Annotated in this window: 20 protein-coding genes and 1 pseudogene; 20 read left to right on the top strand and 1 reads right to left on the bottom strand. The window is 64.9% G+C overall.

Going from position 1 to position 22,458, the window contains the following annotated elements:
• Window positions 1-27 precede the first annotated feature (27 nt).
• The 3 genes from THECO_RS11615 to THECO_RS11605 all read left to right on the top strand — a co-directional run bounded on the left by THECO_RS11615 (window position 28) and on the right by THECO_RS11605 (window position 5,508).
• Window positions 28-1,266, top strand: coding sequence for an exonuclease SbcCD subunit D (locus THECO_RS11615; protein ID WP_015255237.1), 1,239 nt, complete (start codon window positions 28-30; stop codon window positions 1,264-1,266).
• A 97-nt stretch (window positions 1,267-1,363) separates the two neighbouring features.
• Window positions 1,364-4,837 carry an AAA family ATPase gene (locus THECO_RS11610; RefSeq protein WP_015255235.1) on the top strand — a complete coding sequence of 1,158 codons (3,474 nt, stop codon included), beginning with the start codon at window positions 1,364-1,366 and terminating at the stop codon, window positions 4,835-4,837.
• Window positions 4,838-4,869: 32 nt separating this feature from the next.
• Window positions 4,870-5,508: a hypothetical protein gene (locus tag THECO_RS11605; protein ID WP_015255234.1), complete on the top strand. Its 639-nt coding sequence runs from the start codon at window positions 4,870-4,872 to the stop codon at window positions 5,506-5,508.
• A gap of 218 nt (window positions 5,509-5,726) precedes the next feature.
• Here the strand turns inward: THECO_RS11605 and THECO_RS11600 are convergent, their stop codons facing one another.
• On the bottom strand, window positions 5,727-7,652 hold the full coding sequence (locus tag THECO_RS11600) for an FAD-dependent oxidoreductase (protein ID WP_015255233.1): 1,926 nt from the start codon (window positions 7,650-7,652) through the stop codon (window positions 5,727-5,729).
• Window positions 7,653-7,921: 269 nt separating this feature from the next.
• On the opposite strand from THECO_RS11600, the gene THECO_RS11595 reads away from it, so the two are divergent.
• From THECO_RS11595 to recO, 17 genes and pseudogenes are all read left to right on the top strand, one after another.
• A complete protein-coding gene (locus tag THECO_RS11595) occupies window positions 7,922-8,278 on the top strand; it encodes a histidine triad nucleotide-binding protein (RefSeq protein WP_015255232.1) in 357 nt (118 codons plus the stop codon).
• Between the two features lie 86 nt (window positions 8,279-8,364).
• Window positions 8,365-8,535, top strand: coding sequence for a 30S ribosomal protein S21 (gene rpsU / locus THECO_RS11590; RefSeq protein WP_015255231.1), 171 nt, complete (start codon window positions 8,365-8,367; stop codon window positions 8,533-8,535).
• 18 nt (window positions 8,536-8,553) lie between these two features.
• Window positions 8,554-8,997: a GatB/YqeY domain-containing protein gene (locus tag THECO_RS11585; protein ID WP_015255230.1), complete on the top strand. Its 444-nt coding sequence runs from the start codon at window positions 8,554-8,556 to the stop codon at window positions 8,995-8,997.
• 468 nt (window positions 8,998-9,465) lie between these two features.
• A pseudogene (gene ltrA / locus THECO_RS22010) lies at window positions 9,466-10,525 on the top strand (group II intron reverse transcriptase/maturase); the annotation flags it as partial.
• Window positions 10,526-10,706: 181 nt separating this feature from the next.
• Window positions 10,707-12,074, top strand: coding sequence for an NfeD family protein (locus THECO_RS11575; protein ID WP_015255229.1), 1,368 nt, complete (start codon window positions 10,707-10,709; stop codon window positions 12,072-12,074).
• A 38-nt stretch (window positions 12,075-12,112) separates the two neighbouring features.
• Entirely contained in the window at window positions 12,113-13,108 is a 996-nt protein-coding gene (gene floA / locus THECO_RS11570) for a flotillin-like protein FloA (RefSeq protein ID WP_015255228.1), read from the top strand.
• 29 nt (window positions 13,109-13,137) lie between these two features.
• Window positions 13,138-13,713: a hypothetical protein gene (locus tag THECO_RS11565; RefSeq protein ID WP_015255227.1), complete on the top strand. Its 576-nt coding sequence runs from the start codon at window positions 13,138-13,140 to the stop codon at window positions 13,711-13,713.
• A gap of 170 nt (window positions 13,714-13,883) precedes the next feature.
• On the top strand, window positions 13,884-14,162 hold the full coding sequence (gene yqfC, locus THECO_RS11560; protein WP_015255226.1) for a sporulation protein YqfC: 279 nt from the start codon (window positions 13,884-13,886) through the stop codon (window positions 14,160-14,162).
• Between the two features lie 14 nt (window positions 14,163-14,176).
• Complete coding sequence (gene yqfD / locus THECO_RS11555; protein WP_041854403.1) at window positions 14,177-15,370, top strand: sporulation protein YqfD; 1,194 nt, start codon at window positions 14,177-14,179, stop codon at window positions 15,368-15,370.
• Between the two features lie 4 nt (window positions 15,371-15,374).
• A complete protein-coding gene (locus THECO_RS11550) occupies window positions 15,375-16,352 on the top strand; it encodes a PhoH family protein (protein WP_015255224.1) in 978 nt (325 codons plus the stop codon).
• 96 nt (window positions 16,353-16,448) lie between these two features.
• Window positions 16,449-18,692 (top strand): HD family phosphohydrolase, encoded by a 2,244-nt coding sequence (locus THECO_RS11545; RefSeq protein WP_015255223.1) that lies wholly within the window; start codon window positions 16,449-16,451, stop codon window positions 18,690-18,692.
• A complete protein-coding gene (gene ybeY / locus THECO_RS11540; protein ID WP_015255222.1) occupies window positions 18,693-19,184 on the top strand; it encodes an rRNA maturation RNase YbeY in 492 nt (163 codons plus the stop codon). It begins immediately after the preceding gene.
• Window positions 19,184-19,558, top strand: coding sequence for a diacylglycerol kinase family protein (locus tag THECO_RS11535; protein WP_015255221.1), 375 nt, complete (start codon window positions 19,184-19,186; stop codon window positions 19,556-19,558). Before ybeY ends, THECO_RS11535 begins: the two co-directional genes overlap by 1 nt.
• Before the next feature lie 97 nt (window positions 19,559-19,655).
• Complete coding sequence (cdd, locus tag THECO_RS11530) at window positions 19,656-20,123, top strand: cytidine deaminase (RefSeq protein WP_015255220.1); 468 nt, start codon at window positions 19,656-19,658, stop codon at window positions 20,121-20,123.
• Window positions 20,120-21,067, top strand: coding sequence for a GTPase Era (era, locus tag THECO_RS11525; protein WP_015255219.1), 948 nt, complete (start codon window positions 20,120-20,122; stop codon window positions 21,065-21,067). Before cdd ends, era begins: the two co-directional genes overlap by 4 nt.
• A 184-nt stretch (window positions 21,068-21,251) precedes the next feature.
• Entirely contained in the window at window positions 21,252-21,404 is a 153-nt protein-coding gene (locus tag THECO_RS21115; protein WP_015255218.1) for a YqzL family protein, read from the top strand.
• A gap of 34 nt (window positions 21,405-21,438) precedes the next feature.
• On the top strand, window positions 21,439-22,236 hold the full coding sequence (gene recO, locus THECO_RS11520) for a DNA repair protein RecO (protein ID WP_015255217.1): 798 nt from the start codon (window positions 21,439-21,441) through the stop codon (window positions 22,234-22,236).
• Window positions 22,237-22,458 lie beyond the last annotated feature (222 nt).

Below are 22,458 nucleotides of genomic sequence, written 5' to 3'. Positions count from 1 at the left end.
GGAATGTCCACGAAGGGAGGAAGCGGCATGCGCGTGCTGCATACGGGCGACTGGCATTTCGGACGATCGCTGGAAGGCAGGAGCCGCCTGCCGGAACAGGAGGCGTTCGTCGACGAATTGGTCGCGATCGCGGAGGAGGAAGCGGTCGATCTCGTGCTCGTCGCCGGCGATGTCTACGACTCGGTCAATCCTCCGGCCGCCGCGGAACAGCTTTATTTCGAGGCGCTGACGCGGCTCTCGGACGGCGGGCGCCGGGCCGTGGCGGTCATTGCGGGCAACCACGACCATCCCGAACGGATCGCGGCCAGCGCCCCGCTCGCCGTGCGGAGCGGCATCCATCTTGCCGGGCTGCCGGCCGCCGAACCGCTGGTGATCGGCGTCCCGCGCACCGGCGAGACCGCTGTCATCGCGGCGCTGCCCTATCCGTCCGAGTCGCGGCTGAACGAGCTGCTTGCGGCGGAAGCGGACGAACAGGCGCTGCGCGGCGCCTATTCGGAGCGGGTCGGCCGGCTGATGGCGGATCAGGCTTCCGCGTTCCGGCCGGATGCGGTCAATCTGGCGATGAGCCATCTGTACGTGCTCGGGGGCGTCGAGTCCGATTCGGAGCGGCCGATCCAGGTCGGCGGCGCCTATACGGTCGATCCTTCCGCGCTGCCCGCGGAGGCGCAGTACACGGCGCTCGGCCATCTGCATCGGCCGCAGCGGGCAGCCGGCCGGGAGACGGTGCGCTACTGCGGTTCGCCGCTCGCCTACAGCTTCTCGGAAGCGGGGCAGGCGAAATCGGTCGTGCTGTTCGAGGCGGTTCCCGGCCGTCCGGTCGAGCCGCAGGAAGTGCTGCTGTCTTCGGGCCGCCCGCTCGTCCGCTGGACGGCGGCGGGCGGGCTCGCGGAAGTCTGGCGGTGGCTCGACGAAGGCCGGGATCCGCGCGCCTGGATCGATCTCGAGATCCATACGGCCGATCTGATCGCGCCCGAGGAGATCGCCCGGCTGCGCAAGGCGCATGACGGCATCGTACATATCCGGCCGGTTTTTCCGGAAGAGGCAGGCCGGGGAGGGACGGAGGCGGCGCAGCGCGACCAGCTCCCGGTGGATGAACTGTTCTGCCGGTTCTACGCGCAGAAGACCGGCGGCGCCGAGCCGGACGAAGCCTTGATCCGGCTGTTCCTCGAACTGCTGGCCGAACAGGACGTCGGTGATGCGGCTGCCGGCCGTGCGGAATTGGCCGTGCAGACCGCGGCAGCCGATGACGGAGGGGATGTCGGATGACCGTGACGCATGAACGGCGGATGTCTTATGCGAGGCCAACGGACACGGTCGTTTCCGGCATTTGTCCGGCGAATGCGGCGTATGGGGGTGACGGGGCTTGAAGCCGATCCGTCTGACATTGGCCGGCCTGCAAAGCTATCGCGAGAAGCAGGAAGTCGATTTCGAACGGCTTTGCGAGGGCGGCGTGTTCGGTATTTTCGGACCGACGGGCAGCGGCAAGTCGTCCATTCTGGACGCGATGACGCTGGCGCTCTACGGCAAGGTGGAGCGGGCCGCGAAGGGGACGCAGGGCATTTTGAACCAGGCGGAAAATACGCTCTCGGTCGCGTTCACGTTCGAGTTGACGGGCGCGGAAGGGACGACGCGGTACAGAGTCGAGCGCGGCTTCAAGCGGACCGGAGGCGCATCCGTCACTTGCCATCTGTGCCGGTTCATCGAGGTCCGTCCGGAGGGCGACGCGGTGCTGGCGGACAGGCTCGCCGACGTGAACCGGTGCGTCGAGGAGCGGATCGGCCTGACGATGGACGATTTCACCCGCGCGGTCGTGCTGCCCCAGGGCAAGTTTGCGGAGTTTCTGTCGCTGGGGGGCAAAGACCGGCGCCAGATGCTGCAGCGGCTGTTCGCGCTCGAGCGGTACGGCGACGAGCTGCTGTTGAAGCTGAACCGGCGCGCCCAGGAAACGGGCGCGGAGCTGGCCCGGACGGCCGCCGAGCAGCAGGGGCTCGGCGACGCGTCCGAAGCGGCGCGGGAAGCCGCCGCCGAAGCCCGCAGGCAGGCGGCGGAAGCCGCCGGCATCGCCCGCGCGGAGCTCGCCGCCGCCGAGGAAGCGCATGCCGCGCTGCGCCAGGTGCGCGAGCGCGAGGAGGAGCGGCGGGCGCTTGCCTCGCGGCGGGAGGCGCTTCAGGCCGATGCGCCGCGGATCGCGCGGCTGGAAGCCGAGCTGGCCCGGCTGGAGCAGGCGGAGCGGCTCAGGCCCGCGCTGGAGGCGGCGGATGAGGCGCAGCGCGGACGGCGGGAAGCCGAAGCCCGCCATGCGGAAGCCGAGCGCGAGCACGCCGCCCGCAAGGAGGCCGCCGCGGCGGCGGAAGCCGCTTGGGCCGAAGCGGAACGGGAGGCGGCCGAGGCGGAACCGCGCATGGCGGCGCGCCTCGAACAGCTCGCGCAGGCGGAAGCGCTGGAGCGCGAGGCGGCGGCCATCGCCGAGGAAGCGGAGGAAGGCCGGCGGCGGCTTGCGGAAGCCGAGGAGCGGATGCGGGCCTGCGAGGCGCAGGCGGCGAAGGCCGCCGGACTGCTCCGGCGGGCGGCCGCCCGGCAGCAGGAACTGCGGGAGCAGCTCAAGGCGGTCGAACTGACGCCCGAGGAGCGCAGCTCCTGGATGGCGGCCGCCGCCCAGGCGGAGCAGCTCCGCGCCGCCGCCGCCCGCCGTGCCGAGGCGGAGCGGGAGCTTGCCCAGGCGGAGCAGGCATTATCACGGGCACGGGAGGCGGCCCGGGAGGCGGAGGGCCGGCGCGCGGCGATGGTGCGGCAGGCGGAGGCGCTGCTCGACCGGGCAGCCGATGCGTTCCGCCGGGTGAGCGGATTGGAAGCGGAGATCCGGCGGGAAGCGGAACGGCTGCCCGCGCTGACCGCCGCGCTGCGCGAGCGGGTGCGCGAAGCGGAACGCCGGCAGCTTGCGGCCCGGCTGGCCGAGACCCTCAAGGACGGGCAGCCCTGCCCGGTGTGCGGCGCGCTCGACCATCCGCGCCCGCATGTGCCGGAGCCGGGCCTTGCCGATGAGGATGCCCGCGCGGCGGAAGCGTTCGTCCGCCGGGGCGAGCGGCTCGCCGATGAGCTGGGCGGTCTGCGGCTCAAGGTGAACGCGCTGCTGCAGCAGGCCGGCCAGACGGTGAGGACGACGGCCGAAGCCGCCGGGCGGACGTTCGCCCTGCCGGAAGATAGCGGCGGCGAAGTCCCCGGTGAAGACGCCGCTCTGCGGGAAGCGGCCGCGGCGGCCGGGCCGGATGCCGATCCGGACGCAGCGGCGGCGTCCGCGCTCGATGCCGCGGCCGCCCGCGCGGAGGAAGCCCGCCGTCTCGCCGGCCTGTGCGAAGCGGATTGGCGCGCCATCGCCCGCGAAGCGGATGAGCTGGCGCGCGGGCTCGCGGAAGCCGACCGCGTCCATTCGCGCGCAGCCGTCGAGGCGGAAGCGTTCGCCGCGGCTTGCGAAGCCGTCGCCTCAAGGCATCGCGAAGCGGCGGAAGCGCACCAGGCGCAACTCGATGTCTGGCGCGGCCGGTTCCCGTCGCTCGAGCCGGAGGACGCGGACGAGGCCGTCCGGGAATGGGAGCGGCGCGACCGCGAAGCACAGGAAATCCGCCAAAAGCTGGAGCGGAGCGTGCCGTTCGTCGAAGAGCAGCAGAAGCTGGCGCAAGAAGCGGAGCGCGGCATGCACGAAGCCCGGCTGGCGCGCGAGGTGTGGCGCGAACGGCTCGAAGCCCGGAGCAGGGCGCTGGAAGACTTGCGCAACCGCCTGGCCGCCTGGACGGGCGGCCGCCCCGCCGCGGAGCTGATGCAGGAAGTCCGGCGGGAAGCGGAGGCGCTGCGCGCGCGCCTTGCCGATTGCCGGGAACGGCGGGAGACGGAGGCCAGGATGCTCCAGCAGGCGGCCGAACGCCGCGCCTCGGCGGCGGAGGCGGCGCAATCCGCGGCCGTAAGGGCGCAGGAAGCCGAACGCCGGCTGCAGAAGCAGCTCGAGGCATCTGACTTCCGCGATGCCGATGAAGCGAGAGCGGCGCTCGAAGCGCTGCCCCGCAAGGCGGCCGCCGCCGCGGAGATCGAGGCGCACCGCGAGGCGATGCGCCAGATCGAAGCGGGGATCGCCCATATCGACGAGGTGCTGCAGGGCCGATCGGTGAGTGATGAGGACTGGCGCGCGGGCGAAGAGCGGCTTGCGGCGGCGAAAGCGCGGGCCGAGGAAGCGCTCGCGGCCGCGGCCAAAGCCGAGCGCGACCTGGAGGAGCTCGAACGGAAGGCCGCCCGGTGGGCGGAGCTGGAAAGCAGGCGGCGGGAACTGGAGGAGCTTACGGGAAGGTATGCGAAGCTGCAATCCGTGTTTCGCGGCAACGCGTTCGTCGAATTCGTCGCGGAAGCGCAGCTCGAACAGGTGTGCCGCGCCGCTTCGGAGCGCCTCGGCTTCCTGACGAAGCGGCGGTACGCCCTCGAGCTGGATTCCGCCGGCGGTTTCGTCATCCGGGACGACGCGAACGGCGGCGTGCGCCGCCCGGTCAGCACGCTGTCCGGCGGTGAGACGTTCCTCGCGTCGCTCGCGCTGGCGTTGGCGCTGTCCGGCCAGATTCAACTGCGCGGCCAGCATCCGCTGCAGTTTTTCTTCCTGGACGAAGGGTTCGGCACGCTCGACCCCGAGCTGCTGGACACGGTCGTCACCGCGCTCGAGCGGCTGCATACGGACAACCTGGCAGTCGGCGTGATCAGCCACGTGCCGGAGCTGAGGGCGCGGCTGCCGAGGCGGCTGATCGTCGAGCCTGCGGAGCCCGCGGGCAGCGGCAGCCGCGTCCGGCTGGAAACGCTCTAGCCGCCGTGGTACACTGCTGAAGGGTGATCATCATGGACGACAAGACTACGCATGGAGACGAGCTTGATCGCGAGACGACCGGCAGGCGCGGCTGGTACGCGCCGGTTGTGTCCGTGCTGCTCGTGCTCAGCCTGATCGGCAACGTCTATCTGTATACGCTGGTGCTGCAGGACGGCCGCGACCGGCGGGAAGCGGAAGGCCATCAGCTTGCCGGGGATCTGACCGCGGCAGCCGTTTCCCTCGCCTCCGCCAGCCGGACGCTGGACCAGCTTATGCTTGCGCAGGGAGCGGATCGCGTTCGCATCAAGGTGGAGCTGGAAGGCGATCTGTCGGCGGGGCTCCCGGCGGTCGCGCGGCTCATCGGGGCGGCGGCAGGCAAACCCGCGGGCTCGCAAGTGAAGGCGATCGAAGAAGCCGCGCTGTCCGGGCTGCAAGCCGCATACGCGAAGCTTCGCGAACTCGGCGCGCACACGGAGCCGCTGTCGGAAGCGGAACTCCGGGAGCTGGACGGACTCAAGGCGCTGCTCGGCAGCTTGGCCTCGTCCGCCGACAGCGTGCATGTGCCGGACGATCTGACGGACATGGCGGCCATGCAGCTGGCGGCGGGCGGACGCTGGATCGACGCCGCGGCCGAAGCCGCGCAGGCGCTGAAGGACTGGGCAGATGGATAATAAAAACCGACCGGGCAGATCGAAACCGACCGAAGCAGACCGTAAACAGACGGAAAGCGGGATCCTCCCCGAATGGGGAGCGTTCCCGCTTTCTGCCATGTAGTGCACATCTGCACCAGATTGGCTGTCAAAATTCCGTAAAGGCATCATGTAGTGCACATTTGCACCAGATTGGCCTCCTATCTCTGGGGAGGGGCCATGTGATGCAAAAACCGACTTCACCGCGTCGCCGCGGCCAGCGGCTTCAGTTCGGCCGCGAGCAGCTCGGCCGCCTTGCGCGCGCTGGAGAAGGCGCGTTCGGCGAGTTCGCCCTTGCCTTCGCAGCCGTCGCCGCAGAAGTAGAACGGCACGCTCTCGAGCCGCACCGGCAGCAGCCGGTTGTCCGCCGTATGCTTGACGCTCTGCACCATCGCCTTCTTGGAGACGCGCTTGACGACGACGGCATCGCGCCAGCCTGGATAATGCCGGTCGAACAGCGCCTCCATGCCGGCCAGGCGCTCATCCAGATAGGCTTTGCGCTGCTCCTCGTTCTCGAACGCGTCGTCCGCCAGATAGGCGACGCCTTGCAGCAGCTGGCCCCCTTCCGGCACCAGCGTGTCATCCGTGGCGGAGACGTCGGTGATGAACATTTTGCTGTCGAGGTCGCTGATGTAGCTGAACGGACGCGCCACGATCCGGCTGAGCCCGATGTCGTACACCATGACCTCGGTCGGACGGTTGTTTTCATACGGCGCGAGGAACGGTTCCCACGGCGTGCCCTTGAGCAGTTTGGCCACCTGCTGGACCGGCATGGCGAAAATGACGCGGTCGAACACATCTTCCCGCTTCTTCGTCGCAATCACATAGCGCCCGTTCTCGTAGCGGATGCTTTCCGCCCCTTCCTGAAGCGCGATGTTCCATCGGCCGGACGACTCGATTTTCAGCTTGAGCTGGTTCGTGATGACGGCCCAGCTGCCGAGGATGTAATTGACCGGTCGCTGGGACAGGAACAGGTTGTGGTAATAGTCGCTGATGACGTGGCCGGGCACCTTGCGTGCGTCCTCCGGCGCGATGAAGAAATTCGAGCAGACGAGATGCTCCCACAATTCCTTCACCGTGTCATCGGCTCCGGATTCCGCCAGATAGTCGCCGAGCGTCGGATAATTTTTCAGGGTGTGGATGTTGGCGATAACCGCCGCCGCTTCGGCGGCGAACCGCATTTTCCCTTTCGCATCCAGCAGATCCGTCTTCATCAGATTGACGAAGTCGAGCGGCGCGGTCGTGATCTCGCCGTTCTTCGCGTACATGACGCGCCGTTTGTCGACCTGTCGGCTGCCGAACGAAAGTCCGAGTTCCTGCTCGATCACAGACAGCGTATGCCGGTCAATGCCATAAATGGCATGAGCCCCGTAATTGAGGGTGAATCCCGCTTTCTCGTACGTGAATGCGCGGCCGCCGAGCTGCGGGCTGCGCTCGAACAGTACGCCTTCCATGCCGGGCTGTTCCGACAGATAGGCGGCTGCGGTCAGTCCCGCCAGGCCGCCGCCGATGACGGCTATCTTCATTCGATGTTCCTCCTTCGCGCCGGCTCCCCGGCCGATTGTCCAATCTTCAGCCTCGTGCATGTGCCGGATGCCGGCCCAGGCGGCGGCCATCCGGCGGCGCAGCAACTCCTCGAGGCTGGCGCCTTCGCCGTTCAGCCACGCCGTGACCGTTCCGTCATAGACGGCCAGCAGAAACGCCGCCTTGTCCCGGTCGCCGAGCCAGCGCATCAGCTCCTCCAGCAGAGCGGCCCGCAGCCGGCTTTGCAGCCGCCTGAGATACGGCTGGTCGGCGCTGACCGCCGCCAGATGAAGCACAACGCGCGGCACCGGCTCCAATACCGACCCGAGGTCTAAAAACAGCTGCAACATATGCGATTCCACCGAGCCGATCCGCAGCGGGCTCCGCTCCTTCGCCCATCGTTCCAGGACGGCGAGCTGGCGCTGCGGCAGTTCGCCGAGCAGTTCATCCTTGCTTTTGAAATAATGATAAAACGTGCCCTTGGACGTGCCGGTCGCCGCGATGATGTCGTCGACGGACACATTGTCGTAACCGCGCTCGCGGAACAGGCGGAACGCCGTCTCCGCGACCAGATATTTCTTCTTTCGCGTGGAGGCGCGCACGGACCGTCAGCCGCCTTTCCCAACGTGATTTTGTGACGGTTTTGTGTCTATTATACGACGGATGGGTGGCGGAATCCATCTCAATTTAGACTGATAGTCTAATTAATTTGAGATGAATTCGTTTCGGCTGCCCGCCGGCGGGCTGCCGATTGGACGAGGGGGAGGCTTATACGCTACAATGGAAGAAAAAAATGCCGCCGGCGGCGCAACGTTCCGGCATTCGGCACGGACGCGCGCCTTGAGGCATTTGAAAACGGGAGGAAGCCTTGATGTCGGATTGCATTTTCTGCAAAATCGTTGAGGGTTCGCTGCCGTCCACGAAGGTGTACGAAGACGACGACGTGCTGGCGTTCCGCGACATCCAGCCGGCCGCTCCGGTCCATGTGCTGATCATTCCGAAGAAGCACATCGCGACCATGAACGACGTAACGGACGAAGACGGAGCGCTCATCGCCAAGATTTTCGCCGCGGCGCGGAAAATCGCGGCCGATCTCGGTGTCGCCGAGTCCGGTTACCGGCTCGTGAACAACGTGAACCGGGACGGCGGACAAGTCGTCTATCACCTGCACGTCCACCTGCTCGCGGGACGGAAACTGGGAGCGCTCGTACAGCCTGACGTAAGTTGACACTGCCTTTTCCGATCCCCTATAATGAAATTTGATAACCGTGTTTGCTGTACGGCTGCGGTCCGTTCCGGAGGGAGGGAAGACGGGTGTCCGAGACAAGAGTTCGCAAGAACGAAACCATTGACGCTGCGCTGCGCCGCTTCAAGCGTTCCATTGCGAAGGACGGCGTTCTGGCCGAAATCCGGAAACGCAAGCACTACGAGAAGCCGAGCGTAAGACGCAAGAAGAAGTCCGAGGCTGCGCGCAAGAGAAAGTAATAGGAGGATCTTCCCACGATGACCCTCGCTGAACGGTTGAACGAAGACTTGAAACTGGCAATGAAAAGCCAGGACAAATTCAAACTTTCCGTCCTGCGAATGGTTCGCGCGGCGATCAAGAACCAGGAGATCGAACGCAAGCGGGCGCTTGACGACAGCGAAGTGATCGATGTCCTGAGCCGCGAGATCAAGCAGCGCAGGGATTCCCTCCAGGATTTCGAGACAGCCGGCCGCACCGATCTGGCGGAGCAGGCATCCGCCGAAATTGAGATCATCAGCGCATACCTTCCCAAGCCGCTGACGGACGAAGAAGTGACAGCCCTCGTACAGCAGACGATTCAGGAGACCGGCGCTTCTTCCAAAGCCGACATGGGCAAAGTGATGGCAGCCCTGATGCCGAAGGTGAAAGGCCGCGCTGACGGCAAGCTGGTCAACCAGATCGTGTCGAAGCATCTCAGTTGACAAAAGCAAGCAAAGCGCTCCGTTACGGAGCGCTTTTCTGCTGTACGGCGTGCCCAGAAAGCACGTATCTTCTAGCCGGTGAAAGTCCGGCCACGGGAGGGGCCAAGTCCCCGTGTAGCCAGGATGCCTGCGTACGGCGAAATCCGTGCGTAGGAGCGCATCGACGGAAGTACCTGTCAGAGACAGGGCGAGCAACATGTCAGGCCGTAACATCAAGTGAATCCTGCCGCGTCGTCAAAAAGGCCTCGCAAGAGGGAAAAGAGGAAGCCGAGCCCCGCGTACATGGGCGAAGGCCACGGAAGCTGCCGGGAACCTGGAGCGGCAGCGAAGAATCCTCCGGCGTAGAGGGAGCGGCACGACATGAAAGAAGATACCGTGAACTGGGGAGACCCTCCCCTGCACGGAACAATTCCGTAAAGAGGCACTCTATAAGCCCAAAAGGTGAAGTGAGCGGCCTGCAGGAAGGGAGTGGAAATCCCCAAACCCGGAGGCGGCGTACGGCTGCTCGGCATCCCGACCGCGATGGACCGTCTTCTCCAGCAAGCGCTTCTGCAAGTGATGGAGCCGATCTTTGACCCGCATTTCTCATGGCACAGCTACGGCTTCCGGCCGGGGAAGCGCGCGCATGATGCGGTAAGGCAAGCGCAGCAGTATATCCAAAGCGGCCTCCGCTGGGTCGTGGACATGGATCTGGAGAAGTTCTTCGACCGTGTGAACCACGACATCCTGATGGCGAGAGTGGCGCGGAGGATAGAGGACAAGCGCGTGCTCAAACTGATTCGCGCTTACCTGAACGCCGGGGTGATGACCGGGGGCGTGGTCGTACGGTCGGAGGAAGGCACGCCGCAAGGCGGCCCGCTCAGCCCGTTGCTCGCCAACATCCTGCTGGACGATTTGGACAAAGAACTGACCAGACGAGGACTGCACTTCGTCCGCTATGCGGACGATTGCAACATTTTCGTGGCCAGCAAGCGTGCCGGGGAACGGGTCATGGAATCGGTGATCCGATTTGTGGAAGGAAAGCTGAAACTGAAAGTGAATCGGGACAAAAGCGCGGTAGACCGGCCGTGGAACCGAAAGTTACCTCGGCTTCAGCTTCCTGTCGAACAAGCAGGCAACGGTCCGGTTGGCACCCAGGACGATTCAGCGTTTCAAGAAGAAAGTCCGGGAGATAACGGACCGCTCGCGCCCGCTGACGATGGAAGAACGGATTAACCGACTGAACCGCTTCATGATGGGATGGATCGGTTATTTCCGTCTGGCTGCCGCCAAGAACCACTGTGGTAACCTCGACGCATGGATGCGCAGGCGACTACGCATGTGTCTGTGGAAACAATGGAAGAGACCCAAGACCAGATTGTGTAATCTCCGTGCACTCGGCGTGCCCGAATGGGCGGCTCGAATGATGGCGAACTCACGCCGTGGTCCGTGGGAAATGTCCCGTAACACAAACAATGCCCTTCCGACTTCCTACTGGGAAGCGAAAGGGCTGAAAAGTCTGCTTTCTCGTTACCTGGAACTTTGTTAACCTTTCGGAACCGCCGTATGCGGACCCGCATGTACGGTGGTGTGAGAGGTCGGGGGCTAGCCGCCCCCTCCTACTCGATTCGGGCGCTGCGATCCGGTACATACTGTGAAAGCGTTGAATCCGCCGGCTGCGAAAGTTTCGCCCGCACGGCATAATCTAAACTTCGAGGGAGGCGAGGTGCATGCGACCGTTGAACTTAAGAAGCCGGCTGCGGGCGGCGGCTGCGGCCTTGATGCTGATCGCCGCGCTGCTGGCGGCGATCGTCCCCGCAGTGCAGGCCGCGGATTCGGGCGCGGGCGGCGCCGGTCCGGCTGTTTACGTCATCCCGGTCCGACAGACGATTGAATCCGGGCTCGAGGCGTTCCTGAAGCGGGCGTTCCGCGAAGCGGAAGAAGCGCGGGCCGAACGCATCGTGCTCGTCATCAACACGAACGGAGGCCGGCTGGAGAACGCGCAGAACATCGGCGATCTGGTTGGCGCAAGCCCGGTCCCGGTCACCGCTTTCGTGGAGAGCAAGGCGTTCTCTGCGGGCGCGTACATCGCGCTCAACGCGGATCAGATCGTCATGCGGCCGGGCAGCTCTATCGGCGCGGCGGCCATGGTGGACGCGGCCGGCAATCTGGTGGACAATCCGAAGCAGATCTCGGCTTGGACGGCGGAAATGCGGGACGCGGCGGAAGCGTCCGGGCGCGACCCGAACATCGCCGCCGCGATGGCCGACCCGAATTACCGGGGCGAGATCCCCGGCATCGGCCGGGACCCGGGCGGCATTCTGACGCTGACCGCGGAAGAGGCGCTTCGCGTCGGCTATGCCGATCATCTGGCCGATTCGGTGGAAGACGTGATCGCATGGCTCGGTCTGGAGCAGCGCGCCGTCGTCCATGTCGACCCTTCGCTTGCCGAACGGGCCGCCCGGGTGCTGACGCAGCCCGGCGTCATGCTGCTGCTTCTGATCATCGGCATCGCCGGCATCGTCATCGAGATGCTGGTGCCGGGATTCGGCGTTCCGGGAATCGTCGGCCTTCTGGCGCTGGTGCTGTACTTCTTCGGCCAATACGTGGCGGGATTCGCCGGCATGGAGTCCGTCGCCCTGTTCGTCGCCGGCATCATCCTGCTCGTGCTGGAACTGTTCGTGCCGAGCTACGGGATTCTCGGCATTCTCGGCGGGGCGGCGATCATCGGCGGCATCGCCACCGCCGCTTACGATGCCGGCGACGCCGTCACCACCCTGCTCTATGCTTTCGGGGCGGCGGCGGTGCTGGCTGCGATCGCGGGCTACATTTTCCGCAAGCGGGGCGTCTGGAACAAATTCATTCTGCGTGAATCGCTTACGTCCGAGGAAGGCTATCTGTCGACGGAAGCGCGTACGGACCTGACAGGAAAGTCGGGCACCGCGCTGACGCCGCTCCGGCCGGCGGGCGTCGTCCTGATCGACGGCGAGCGGATCGACGCCGTGTCGGAAGGCGGCTTTGTCGAGCCCGGCGCGCGGGTCAGGGTGGTGCGCGCGGAAGGTCTGCGGGTCGTGGTGAAAGAGTCGAAAGACGAATAACATGCGGCTTCAGGGCCGCGGATCGCGGAGGTTGGAAAATGGATCCGAATTCGCTCATTGCGATTTTCGTGGTTGTGGCATTGGTCGTTGTCGCGTTGTTCGTGTTTTTCAGCTTTGTTCCGGTCATGCTCTGGATCTCGGCGCTGGCGTCCGGCGTCCGCATCAGCATGATCACGCTGGTCGCCATGCGGCTTCGCCGCGTCGTGCCGAGCCGGATCGTGAACCCGCTCATCAAGGCGACGAAAGCCGGGTTGGGGCTGACGATCAACCAGCTGGAAAGCCATTACCTCGCCGGCGGCAATGTCGACCGCGTCGTCAACGCGCTGATCGCGGCGCAGCGGGCGAACATTCCGCTCGGCTTCGAGCGGGCGGCGGCGATCGACCTCGCCGGCCGTGACGTGCTGCAGGCGGTGCAGATGAGCGTCAACCCGCGCGTCATCGAGACGCCGTTCGTCTCGGCGGTCGCGAAGGACGGCATTGAGGTCAAGGTCCGTGCGCGGGTGACGGTGCGGGCGAACATCGACCGGCTCGTCGGCGGCGCCGGCGAAGAGACGATCATCGCCCGCGTCGGCGAAGGCATCGTCAGCACGAACGGTTCCGCCGACTCGCACAAGGAAGTGCTCGAGAATCCGGACATGATCTCGCGCACGGTGCTGAACAAGGGGCTCGACGCCGGCACGGCGTTCGAAATTCTGTCGATCGACATCGCGGACGTGGACATCGGCAAGAACATCGGCGCGCAGCTCCAGACGGAGCAGGCGGAAGCCGACAAGCGGATCGCCCAGGCGAAGGCGGAGGAGCGCCGCGCGATGGCGGTCGCGCTCGAGCAGGAGATGCGCGCCCGCGTCGTCGAGATGCGCGCGAAGGTCGTCGAATCCGAGGCCGAGGTGCCGCGCGCAATGGCCGAAGCGCTGCGCGGCGGCAAAATTGGCTATATGGACGTGCTGAACATGCGCAACATCGAAGCCGACACGCTGATGCGTGATTCGATCGGCAAGTCCGGCAGACCGGCGAACAATGATGAGGAAGCATGATGCGGCGGTTGCCGGCGCGGAGGTGAACGATGGAAGCGATCCTCTCGTTTCTGTTCGATAACCCGTTTCTGACGATCATTCTGCTTTTCTTCCTGTTCTCCATGCTCGGCCGGACCGGCCGGAAAGGCGGCGGTAACCGGATGCCGGATTTCGGCGGCGGTCCCGGCGGCTGGCCGGCGCCCGGGCGGGGGATGCCGAGCGGTTCCGGCCGTTCCGGCGAAATGCGCGGCCGCACCGATCTTTCGCGGCGTCCGGAACGCAGGGATGCCGGCGGAGGGGAACCCGCATTTCCGCGCGAATGGAGGCCCGCGCAGCCGCAGGAGGCGCGGGAGCGGATGGCGGACCCGCGTCCGGTCCGCATGGAGCCGTCGCCGCCGGCCGCTTCCCCGGGCGCATCAGCGTCGACAGCAGCCCATGAAGCGGCTGATTCCGCTTCCGCAGCGATTGACGGCGCTTCCCGTGTCGCGCCCGCCCTGCAGGTGGAGCGGGCGTCCGGCCGTCCGATCGCCGGACAGGAGGAACTGCGTCAAGCCGTCCTCTGGGCCGAAATTCTCGGCCCGCCGCGCGCGCGTTCCCCGCACGGCCGGCGCCGCATCGGGCGCTGAGACGTTTTACCCCCTTGCCGAACAGCAAGGGGGTTTTGGTTTTTGTGTGTCAGAAGTGCAGCTGGTGAAAATCTGCCCGTTCGCACACCCTGCTCCGGCCCCCGCTCCCCTCATATTTCCGCAGCCCGCCGCATAGTTTTGTAAGGTACAAGGGAGGGAGCGGATCCGCCATGCGCCGAATCAACCACCGCTTGCGCCAATGGACAGCCCGGGTGCTCGAACTTCCGCAGGATGTCGTGTTCGATCTGCCGCGCCTTACGATGATCGGCGACCGGCAGCTCTATATCGAGAACCACCGGGGCGTGCTCCATTTCTCGCCGGACATGCTGCGGCTTGCGTTGCCGAACGGCAAGCTCGAGGTGTCGGGAAAGGATCTGGTCATCCGCGGAATCTGGACGGAAGAAGTGTTCGTGGAGGGCATCATTACGCAAGTTTCGATCAACGGATAAGGGGCGTGGAACGGGTGAAGGTAACATGGTTTCATGCCGTGCGCGGCTGTGTGACGGTCCGCATCGCCGGCTCCGGGACGGAACGGCTGCTGAGCGATGCGGCGGGGGACGGAATCGAATTGCTCGCCTTGCGCCGGACAAGCCCGGGGGAGATCGAATGCATCGTGACGGTGGGCGACTTTTTCCGGCTGCGTCCGCATTTGCGCCGGACAGGCTGTCGGCTCAGGATCGTCGGAAAGCGCGGGCTGCCGTTTCAATTGGCGCGGATCGGCCGGAGGAAGTTCTTCGCGGCGGGGCTCGTGTTGTTTTTCATCGGACTCTATCTGCTCTCCTCGCTCATCTGGCGCATCGAGATCGAAGGGAACGAGCGGCTGACGGACGAGCAGATTTTGGCGGCGGCGCGGGCGGAAGGGTTGCACGTCTTCCAGTGGTCGTTCCGGCTTCCGGGAGCCGAAGAATTGTCGCGCAGGCTGAACACCGTGCTGCCCGGAACGGCCTGGGTCGGCGTGGAGAAGCGCGGCACGCTGGTTACGATCCGCATCGTCGAGACGACCGAGCCGGAGCCGCGGACCTTGCTCAGCCCCCGGCATCTGATCGCGAAAGAAGACGCGGTCGTCACCCGCATCACCGCGACCCGCGGCCGTCCCGTCGTGAAGAAAAATCAGCGCGTGAAAAAGGGCGATGTCCTGATTTCCGGCATCCTCGGCGGGGATGGTTTGCATGTGAATGTGCCGGCCGAAGGGACGGTGAGGGGCCTCGTCTGGCACGAATACGACATCACGTCGCCGCTGGTCCGCAAGGCGAAGACGTACACGGGCGAGCGGCGCACGGTCTGGCACGCCGTGCTGGGAGACCGCAGCCTGAAAGTCAGCGGGTTCGGCGAGCCGCCGTTCGCCAAATACGAGTCCGTCCTCCGGCAGGAGAACGCCGCCTGGCGCGGCATCGTGCTGCCGATCGGCCGCATCCGGGAGACGCAGCTGGAAGTAACGTTCGTGGAGCGGCGGTTGACGGAGGAAGAGGCGGCGGCCGAAGGGCTGCTGCAGGCCCGCGCCGACATCCTGCGGAAGGCTGGCGCGGACGCGGTGATCCGGGCGGAAAAGATTTTGCATCGAAAGACCGAGAATGGTAAAGTTTATATGAAAGTACTGTTCGAAGTGGAACAGTCGATCACTGATGAAATGCCGCTAGTTCAACCACAAGGAGAATGACGATTTGCACGAGAAGACGGGAACCGTCCGAATTCCGCTGGCCAGCGCGGCGGAAGGACTGGCTTTATTCGGTCCGCAGGACAAGTATCTGCGGCTCGTCGAGCGCGGGATGGAAGCGGAGATCCGTTCCCGGGACGCCGAAATTGTCATCACGGGTCCGGAGCATGAGCTGGCTGCCCTCGAGCAGCTCTACAGCGTGCTGCTGGAGCTTGTCCGGGGAGGCTACACGCCTTCCGAGCGCGATTTCGCCTACGCGCTGGAACTGGCGCGGGAACTGAAGGCGGACGAGCTGCTCGATCTGTTCAAAACGTCCATCACGACGACGTACCGGGGCAAGCCGATCCAGTTCAAGACGCTCGGCCAGCGCCGCTACGTCCAGGAGATCCGGAAGAAAGACATCGTGTTCGGCATCGGACCGGCCGGCACGGGGAAAACCTATCTCGCCGTCGTCCTCGCGGTCGCGGCGCTGAAGGAAGGCAAGGTCAAGCGGATCGTGCTGACGCGGCCCGCGGTGGAAGCGGGCGAAAATCTCGGTTTTCTGCCGGGCGACCTGCAGGAGAAAGTCGATCCATATCTCAGACCGCTGTACGATGCGCTGCATGACGTCATGGGACCGGATCAGTCGGCGAAAGCGTTCGAACGGGGCATCATCGAGGTCGCCCCGCTGGCCTACATGCGCGGCCGGACGCTGGACGATTCGTTCATCATTCTCGACGAAGCGCAGAACACGACGCCCGAACAGATGAAGATGTTCCTCACCCGGCTCGGTTTCGGTTCCAAAATGGTCATCACGGGCGACGTGACGCAGATCGACCTGCCCCGGGGCAAGCATTCCGGCCTGATCGAAGCCCGGCGCATCCTGGGCGGGATCGAGGAGATCGGTTTTGTCGAACTCACCGAGTCGGACGTTGTCCGCCATTCGCTTGTGCAGCAAATCATCTCGGCGTATGCGCGCGCGGAAGAAGAGGCGGCCGGAAGATAGCGCGGCCGGCCGCAAGGCAGGGAGACTCCCGGACCGCAGGCGGGTCCGGCCGGAGAATTACACGGCGCCGTCCAGGCAGCAAAGGAGGAATGCCGCATGAGTATGAGCGGTGCGGCGGTCCGGGATTCGGACCACGGACGGCCTGCAGGATGGAAGCAGAGCGCGGCGGTTCGCTGGCTGCTGCTGCTTCTGTTCGTGTTGCTGTTTTGCGCCGTTCTGTCGCCGCGGCTCATTCCGAAGACTTACAATCTGGAACTCGGCAGCGTCAGCACCCGCGACATTGCCGCTCCCCGGCAATGGGAGGATGAACGGGCGACCGAACTTGCGAAGGAGCAGGCGGCGGAAAGCGTGGAGCCGAAATATTCCATCGTGGCATTGCGCAACGAGACGCTGGTCGACCAGATCGTCGCCCGCATGGAACAGCTCAACGCGGACACAGATGTATCGTTCGACAACAAGGTCGAGATCTATCGCCGCGAAATTCCGGCAAGGTACGATGCGTTCGTCGACAAGTTCGCCGCCGACAACCGCGATTCGGAGACGTACAATCCCGGTCTGCTGGAAGAGATGGCGCGCAACGTGAAGGAGCAGCGCTATACGATTCCGGAGGAGACGTTCTACAAGCTGCCGCTGCTCTCCGGCCAGCGGCTGCAGGGCATCCGCCAGGTTGCGGCCGAAGCGGTGCGCCGGCTGATGTCCGAACAGCTGACCGATGCCGAGACCGCCCGCGCGAAAGTGGCCGAAATGATCAACACCAGTTCCCTCGACGACCGCACCGACCGGGAAATCGCCGCCGAGCTGGCGCGCTTCGCCATCATGCCGAACAAGTTCTACGACCAGCAAGCGACCGAGAAGGCGCGGGCGCAGGCGCGGGAGAACACGCCGTCCGTCGTGATCAAGGAAGGCGACATCGTCGTCCGGAAAGGCCAGACGATCACGCCGGAAATCTATGAACGGCTGGAAGGTCTGGGGCTGCTCAAGAGTTCCACGAACATCTGGCCGTATTTCGGGCTTGTCATTTTCGCGCTGCTGTCGGCGCTGGCAATTTACAGCTACCTGGAGCATGTCGGTCTGCCCGGCAACGGCCCGAACGCGAAATACGGCAACTCGCAGCTGCTCATGCTGCTCATGATCTTCGCGCTGAATCTGCTGGCGATGGCGATCGTGGCGCTGATCCAGACATCGGACACCTGGTACCTCGGCTATCTGGCGCCTGCCGCGCTTGGACCGGTGCTGATCGCGCTCTTGCTCGACCTCAACCTCGCGATCGTATCGGCCATCGTGTTCGCGGCTGCGGGCAGCATTTTGTTCAATACGGAGAGCGGGCGGATTTTCGACTTCACGTTCGGCTTCGTCATCCTGGTCGCCTCGCTGGCGGCGGTATTCGCCGTTCACAAAGCCGGCCAGCGCTCGACGCTGCTGAAGGCGGGTGTGCTGGCCAGCCTGTTCGGCACCGCGGCGGTTCTCGCGCTGATCTCGTTCGGCGAGCTGCCGCCGCGCATGGAGATCATCTATTCGGCCGCCTGCACGTTCGCCGGCGGGCTGCTCACCGTCGTGCTCGTCATCGGCCTGATGCCGTTCTTCGAGCTGTCGTTCGGCATTCTGTCCGCGCTCAAGCTGATCGAGCTGTCGAACCCGAATCATCCGCTGCTGCGCAAGCTGCTGACCGAGACGCCGGGCACCTATCACCACAGCGTCATGGTCGGCAACCTGTCCGAAGCGGCGGCGGAAGCGATCGGCGCGAACGGCCTGCTGTGCCGCGTCGGCTCGTTCTATCACGACATCGGCAAGACGAAGCGTCCGGGTTATTTCATCGAGAACCAGAATCATATGGAGAACCCGCACGATTCGATCGATCCGAAGCTGAGCCGGTCCATCATTATCGCCCACGCGCGCGACGGTGTGGAGATGCTCAAGGCGCACAACATTCCGAAGCCGATCCGCGACATCGCGGAACAGCATCACGGCACGACGCTGCTGAAATATTTCTACCACAAGGCGGTCAAACAGGCGGAGGCGGCCGGCGTCGAACCGGACTTCACGGAGGACGATTTCCGCTATCCCGGACCGAAAGCGCAATCGAAAGAAGCGGCCATCGTCGGCATTGCGGACTGCGTGGAAGCGGCCGTCCGCTCGCTGCACAATCCGACGATCGAGCAGATCGAGTCGATGATCCACAAGATCATCAAGAGCCGGCTGGATGACAACCAGTTCAACGAATGCGACCTGACGCTGAAAGAATTGGACAAGATCGCGCAGACGCTGAAGGAGACGGTGGTCGGCATCTTCCATTCGCGCATTGAATATCCCGAAGATGTGAAACCGAAGGAGAAAGCGTAAATGGGTCTGACGCTCGAATGGAGCAATGAACAGGAGACAATCGAACTGCAGGACGGATGGATCGCGCGGCTGGAGCAGCTGCTCCGGCTCGCCGGCGAGGCGGAGGGCATCGAAGACGGAGAGGTGGCGCTCACCTTCGTCGACGATGCCCGCATCCATGAATTGAACCGCGAATACCGGGGCATCGACCGGCCGACCGATGTGCTGTCGTTCGCCATGCAGGAAGGCGACGAGCCGGACATTATATTTGACGAATGGGAAGAAGGAGAATCCGATCCGGTTTCCGGCATGCTCGGCGACATCGTCATCTCGCTGGAGCGCGCGAAGGCGCAGAGCGAGGAGTACGGCCATTCGCTGGAGCGGGAAATCGGCTTTCTGTTTGTGCACGGGTTTCTCCATCTGCTCGGCTACGACCATCAGACCGCGGAGGAAGAGGCGGTCATGTTCGCGAAGCAGGAAGCGATCTTGCAGCAAGCGGGGCTGACCCGGTAATGCGCCGCTTCCTGGCCAGCCTGAGGTTTGCGGCAAGCGGCATTGCGCAGGGCGTCCGCAACGAGCGGAACATGCGCATCCATCTGATCGCGGCGGCCGCCGTCGTGCTGCTCGCGATCTGGCTCGATATCCGGCCCGTGGAATGGGCTGTCCTGCTCGCTCTGTGCGGGCTTGTGATCAGCCTCGAGCTGGTCAACACGGCGGTGGAGCGCGTCGTCGACCTCGTCAGCCCGGAACGCCATCCGCTGGCGAAAGCGGCGAAGGACGCGGCCGCGGGGGGCGTGCTCGTCGCAGCGATGTTCGCCGCCGCGGCCGGACTGATCGTGCTGGGGCCGCCGCTGTGGCACAAGCTTCAGGAACTGTTCGGGCTGTAAGGCGGCAAGGCGGTTGCCGGGCCCGGTCATCGACAGACTTGAAACGATCCCGTGAACCGAACGGTGACACAGACAGACGGAAAGGAGCCCGCGGCTGATGAGCGGTAACGCATCATCCCTGATCGACGAGCGGGAAGCGCTGACCCTGCTTGAAGCGGCAGCCGAAGCGCGGACCCGCGCCTATATTCCCTATTCCGGTTTCGCGGTGGGCGCCGCGCTGCTGGATGCGGAAGGCGGCATCCACTTCGGATGCAATATCGAGAACGCCGCCTACGGCCCGACGAACTGCGCCGAGCGGACGGCGCTGTTCAGCGCCGTCGCGGCCGGCCTGCCGCCGCGCAGCTTCCGCGCGATCGCCGTCACGGCGGATACGGCCGAGCCGGTGACGCCGTGCGGCACCTGCCGGCAGGTGCTCGCCGAGCTGTGCGCGCCGGACATGCCGATTGTGCTCGGCACGATCCGCGGCCCGTGGCGGGTGACCACGGTCGCGGAGCTGCTGCCCGGCGCGTTCTCATCGGCGCAGCTGGATGAAGACAGGGCACGGAAAGGGGGCGATCGCCCGTGAGTGAACGCACGCAGAGCAAGGACAGACCGAACAGCCCGGACGGGCGGGACGAGAGCTTTCGTTCCGGCTTTGCCGCAATCGTCGGCCGGCCGAATGTCGGCAAGTCGACGCTGATGAACCATCTGATCGGCCAGAAGGTCGCGATCATGTCGGACAAGCCGCAGACGACGCGCAACAAGATCCACGGCGTCTACACGTCGGACCGGGCGCAGATCGTCTTCCTCGACACACCGGGCATCCACAAGCCGACGTCGAAGCTCGGCGACTTCATGAACCGGTCGGCGGACAGCGCGTTGGCGGAAGTCGACGTCATCCTGTTCCTCGTCGACGTCTCGGAGGAGCTCGGCGGCGGCGACCGCTTCATCATCGAGAAACTCAAGAAGACGAAGACGCCGGTGTTCCTCGTGATGAACAAGATCGACAAGGTGCATCCGGACGCGCTGCTGCCCGCCATTGCGAAATATCGCGAGCTGTTCGATTTCGCCGAGGTCGTGCCGATCTCCGCGCTGAACGGCAACAATGTGGGAACGCTGCTTGATCAGATCATCCGCTATCTGCCCGAAGGCCCGATGTATTATCCGGCCGACCAGGTGACGGACCACCCCGAGCAGTTCATCTGCGCCGAGCTGATCCGCGAGAAAATTTTGCAGCTGACCTATGAGGAAGTGCCGCACTCGATCGCCGTGGCGACCGAGGAAATGCGCGTTCAGGAGAACGGGGTTGTGTACATCCGGGCGGTCATCTACGTCGAACGCGACTCGCAGAAGGGCATCATCATCGGCAAGCACGGCGCGATGCTGCGGGAAGTCGGCGCCGCCGCGCGGCAGGACATCGAAGCGCTGCTCGGCTCGCGGATCTATCTGGATCTCTGGGTGAAAGTGAAAAAAGACTGGCGCAACCAGGAACGGGTGCTGCGGGATTTCGGCTTCCGGCTGGACGATTGACCCGGCTCCCGGCATCAGCGTGCGGCGCCGGCCCCGGTAAACGGGAATCGCCGCTGGTCCGAACTCCCTCGGATAGCGCGCCGCCGGGCGTCGCATCCTAATCTTCGCAAGAGGCGTGCATTTCTGGCCGAAGGCGGTCCGATGGCGGACCGGCTTTCAGCGGCGTAGAAAGGATGAAGTTCACATGCGCGATTTCTCTTGGAAGATCTTCACGTTGACCGGAGATGTGGATGCGTTCTTGCTGTACCGGGAGATGGACGAATTGAGCGAGCGGGAGAAAAAGCCGACGCCGGAATCGCTGGATTCGCTCGACAACTGGGAAGAAATGGCGGACTGAGGAAGGCGTTCGGCGCGGGGGGAGAGGCGGACGCGTGCTGATTCGGGTGCAAGGCGTCATTATCCGATCGATGGATTACGGGGAAGGCGGCAAAATCGTCACGCTGCTGACCGAGACGCACGGCAAGACGGGCGTGCTGATCCGCGGCGCCAGCAAGCCGCGGAGCCGCTACGGCTCGCTTGCCCTTCCTTTTACATACGGTGAATTCGTCTTCTTCAAAGGATCGGGGCTCGGCACGCTGAGCAGCGGCGAAATCATCCGCTCCCATCACAAGCTGCGGGAGAACATCGATCTGGCCGCCCATGCGTCGTATGTTGCGGAACTGACGGACCGGGCCCTGCAGGACGAGGAAGCGGGGAACTGGATCTTCAGCCAGCTGATCGCTTGTCTGGCTGCGCTGGAAGACGGAAAGGATGCGGCAATCACGACGCATGTGTACGAGATGAAGATTCTGCAGGCGGCCGGCTACGCGCCGGTGCTCGACCGCTGCGTCTCCTGCGGACGGACGGACGGGCTTGCCGCGCTCGCGCCGGCGCTCGGCGGCGCGGTCTGCCCGGCGTGCCGCGCGGGCGGGCACCAGGTGCTGCAGCTCGGAGACAAGGCGCTCAAGCTGCTGCGGCTGTTCGCCGCTGTCGATCTCCGGCGGCTCGGCGAAGTGAACGTCGGTCCGGAGACGAAGGCGGCCGTCCGCCGCGGCATGCGCGCCCTCGTCGACGCGCACTTGCCGCACAAGCTGAAGTCGCGGGCCTTTCTCGATTCGCTGGACGCGCTCGGACAGCCGCCGATCCGGCCGGTGCCGGACGGGGAAGCGGGCGCGGAGCCGCACGGTTAAATATTGACTCGGATGCGCAAACCTGCTATATTATCTCAATATGAAAATATGGACGATGACGGAGAAAGTAGTCGGCAATCAGGCGCGTTTGAAGCGAGCCGGGGATGGTGCAAGCCCGGCCGGTCTGGCCGGACGAAACGGCGCTCCCGAGTCCTGGTGCGAATGAAGGCGGGCTGTCCGCTTGATGCAAGCGGCCAGCCAAGCAGGGTGGAACCGCGGGAG

Source organism: Thermobacillus composti KWC4 (genome assembly GCF_000227705.2).
GTDB classification, from domain to species: Bacteria; Bacillota; Bacilli; order Paenibacillales; family Paenibacillaceae; genus Thermobacillus; species Thermobacillus xylanilyticus.
This window is presented reverse-complemented; position numbering and strand designations above follow the sequence as displayed.

What these genes read in the sequence shown, in the direction of transcription:
- THECO_RS11615 (WP_015255237.1), top strand. Translation starts at nt 28, where the DNA reads ATGCGCGTGCTGCATACGGGCGACTGGCATTTCGGACGATCGCTGGAA.
- THECO_RS11605 (WP_015255234.1), top strand. Translation starts at nt 4,870, where the DNA reads ATGGACGACAAGACTACGCATGGAGACGAGCTTGATCGCGAGACGACC.
- THECO_RS11595 (WP_015255232.1), top strand. Translation starts at nt 7,922, where the DNA reads ATGTCGGATTGCATTTTCTGCAAAATCGTTGAGGGTTCGCTGCCGTCC.
- THECO_RS11585 (WP_015255230.1), top strand. Translation starts at nt 8,554, where the DNA reads ATGACCCTCGCTGAACGGTTGAACGAAGACTTGAAACTGGCAATGAAA.
- THECO_RS11575 (WP_015255229.1), top strand. Translation starts at nt 10,707, where the DNA reads ATGCGACCGTTGAACTTAAGAAGCCGGCTGCGGGCGGCGGCTGCGGCC.
- floA (WP_015255228.1), top strand. Translation starts at nt 12,113, where the DNA reads ATGGATCCGAATTCGCTCATTGCGATTTTCGTGGTTGTGGCATTGGTC.
- THECO_RS11565 (WP_015255227.1), top strand. Translation starts at nt 13,138, where the DNA reads ATGGAAGCGATCCTCTCGTTTCTGTTCGATAACCCGTTTCTGACGATC.
- yqfC (WP_015255226.1), top strand. Translation starts at nt 13,884, where the DNA reads ATGCGCCGAATCAACCACCGCTTGCGCCAATGGACAGCCCGGGTGCTC.
- THECO_RS11545 (WP_015255223.1), top strand. Translation starts at nt 16,449, where the DNA reads ATGAGTATGAGCGGTGCGGCGGTCCGGGATTCGGACCACGGACGGCCT.
- ybeY (WP_015255222.1), top strand. Translation starts at nt 18,693, where the DNA reads ATGGGTCTGACGCTCGAATGGAGCAATGAACAGGAGACAATCGAACTG.
- THECO_RS11535 (WP_015255221.1), top strand. Translation starts at nt 19,184, where the DNA reads ATGCGCCGCTTCCTGGCCAGCCTGAGGTTTGCGGCAAGCGGCATTGCG.
- cdd (WP_015255220.1), top strand. Translation starts at nt 19,656, where the DNA reads ATGAGCGGTAACGCATCATCCCTGATCGACGAGCGGGAAGCGCTGACC.
- THECO_RS21115 (WP_015255218.1), top strand. Translation starts at nt 21,252, where the DNA reads ATGCGCGATTTCTCTTGGAAGATCTTCACGTTGACCGGAGATGTGGAT.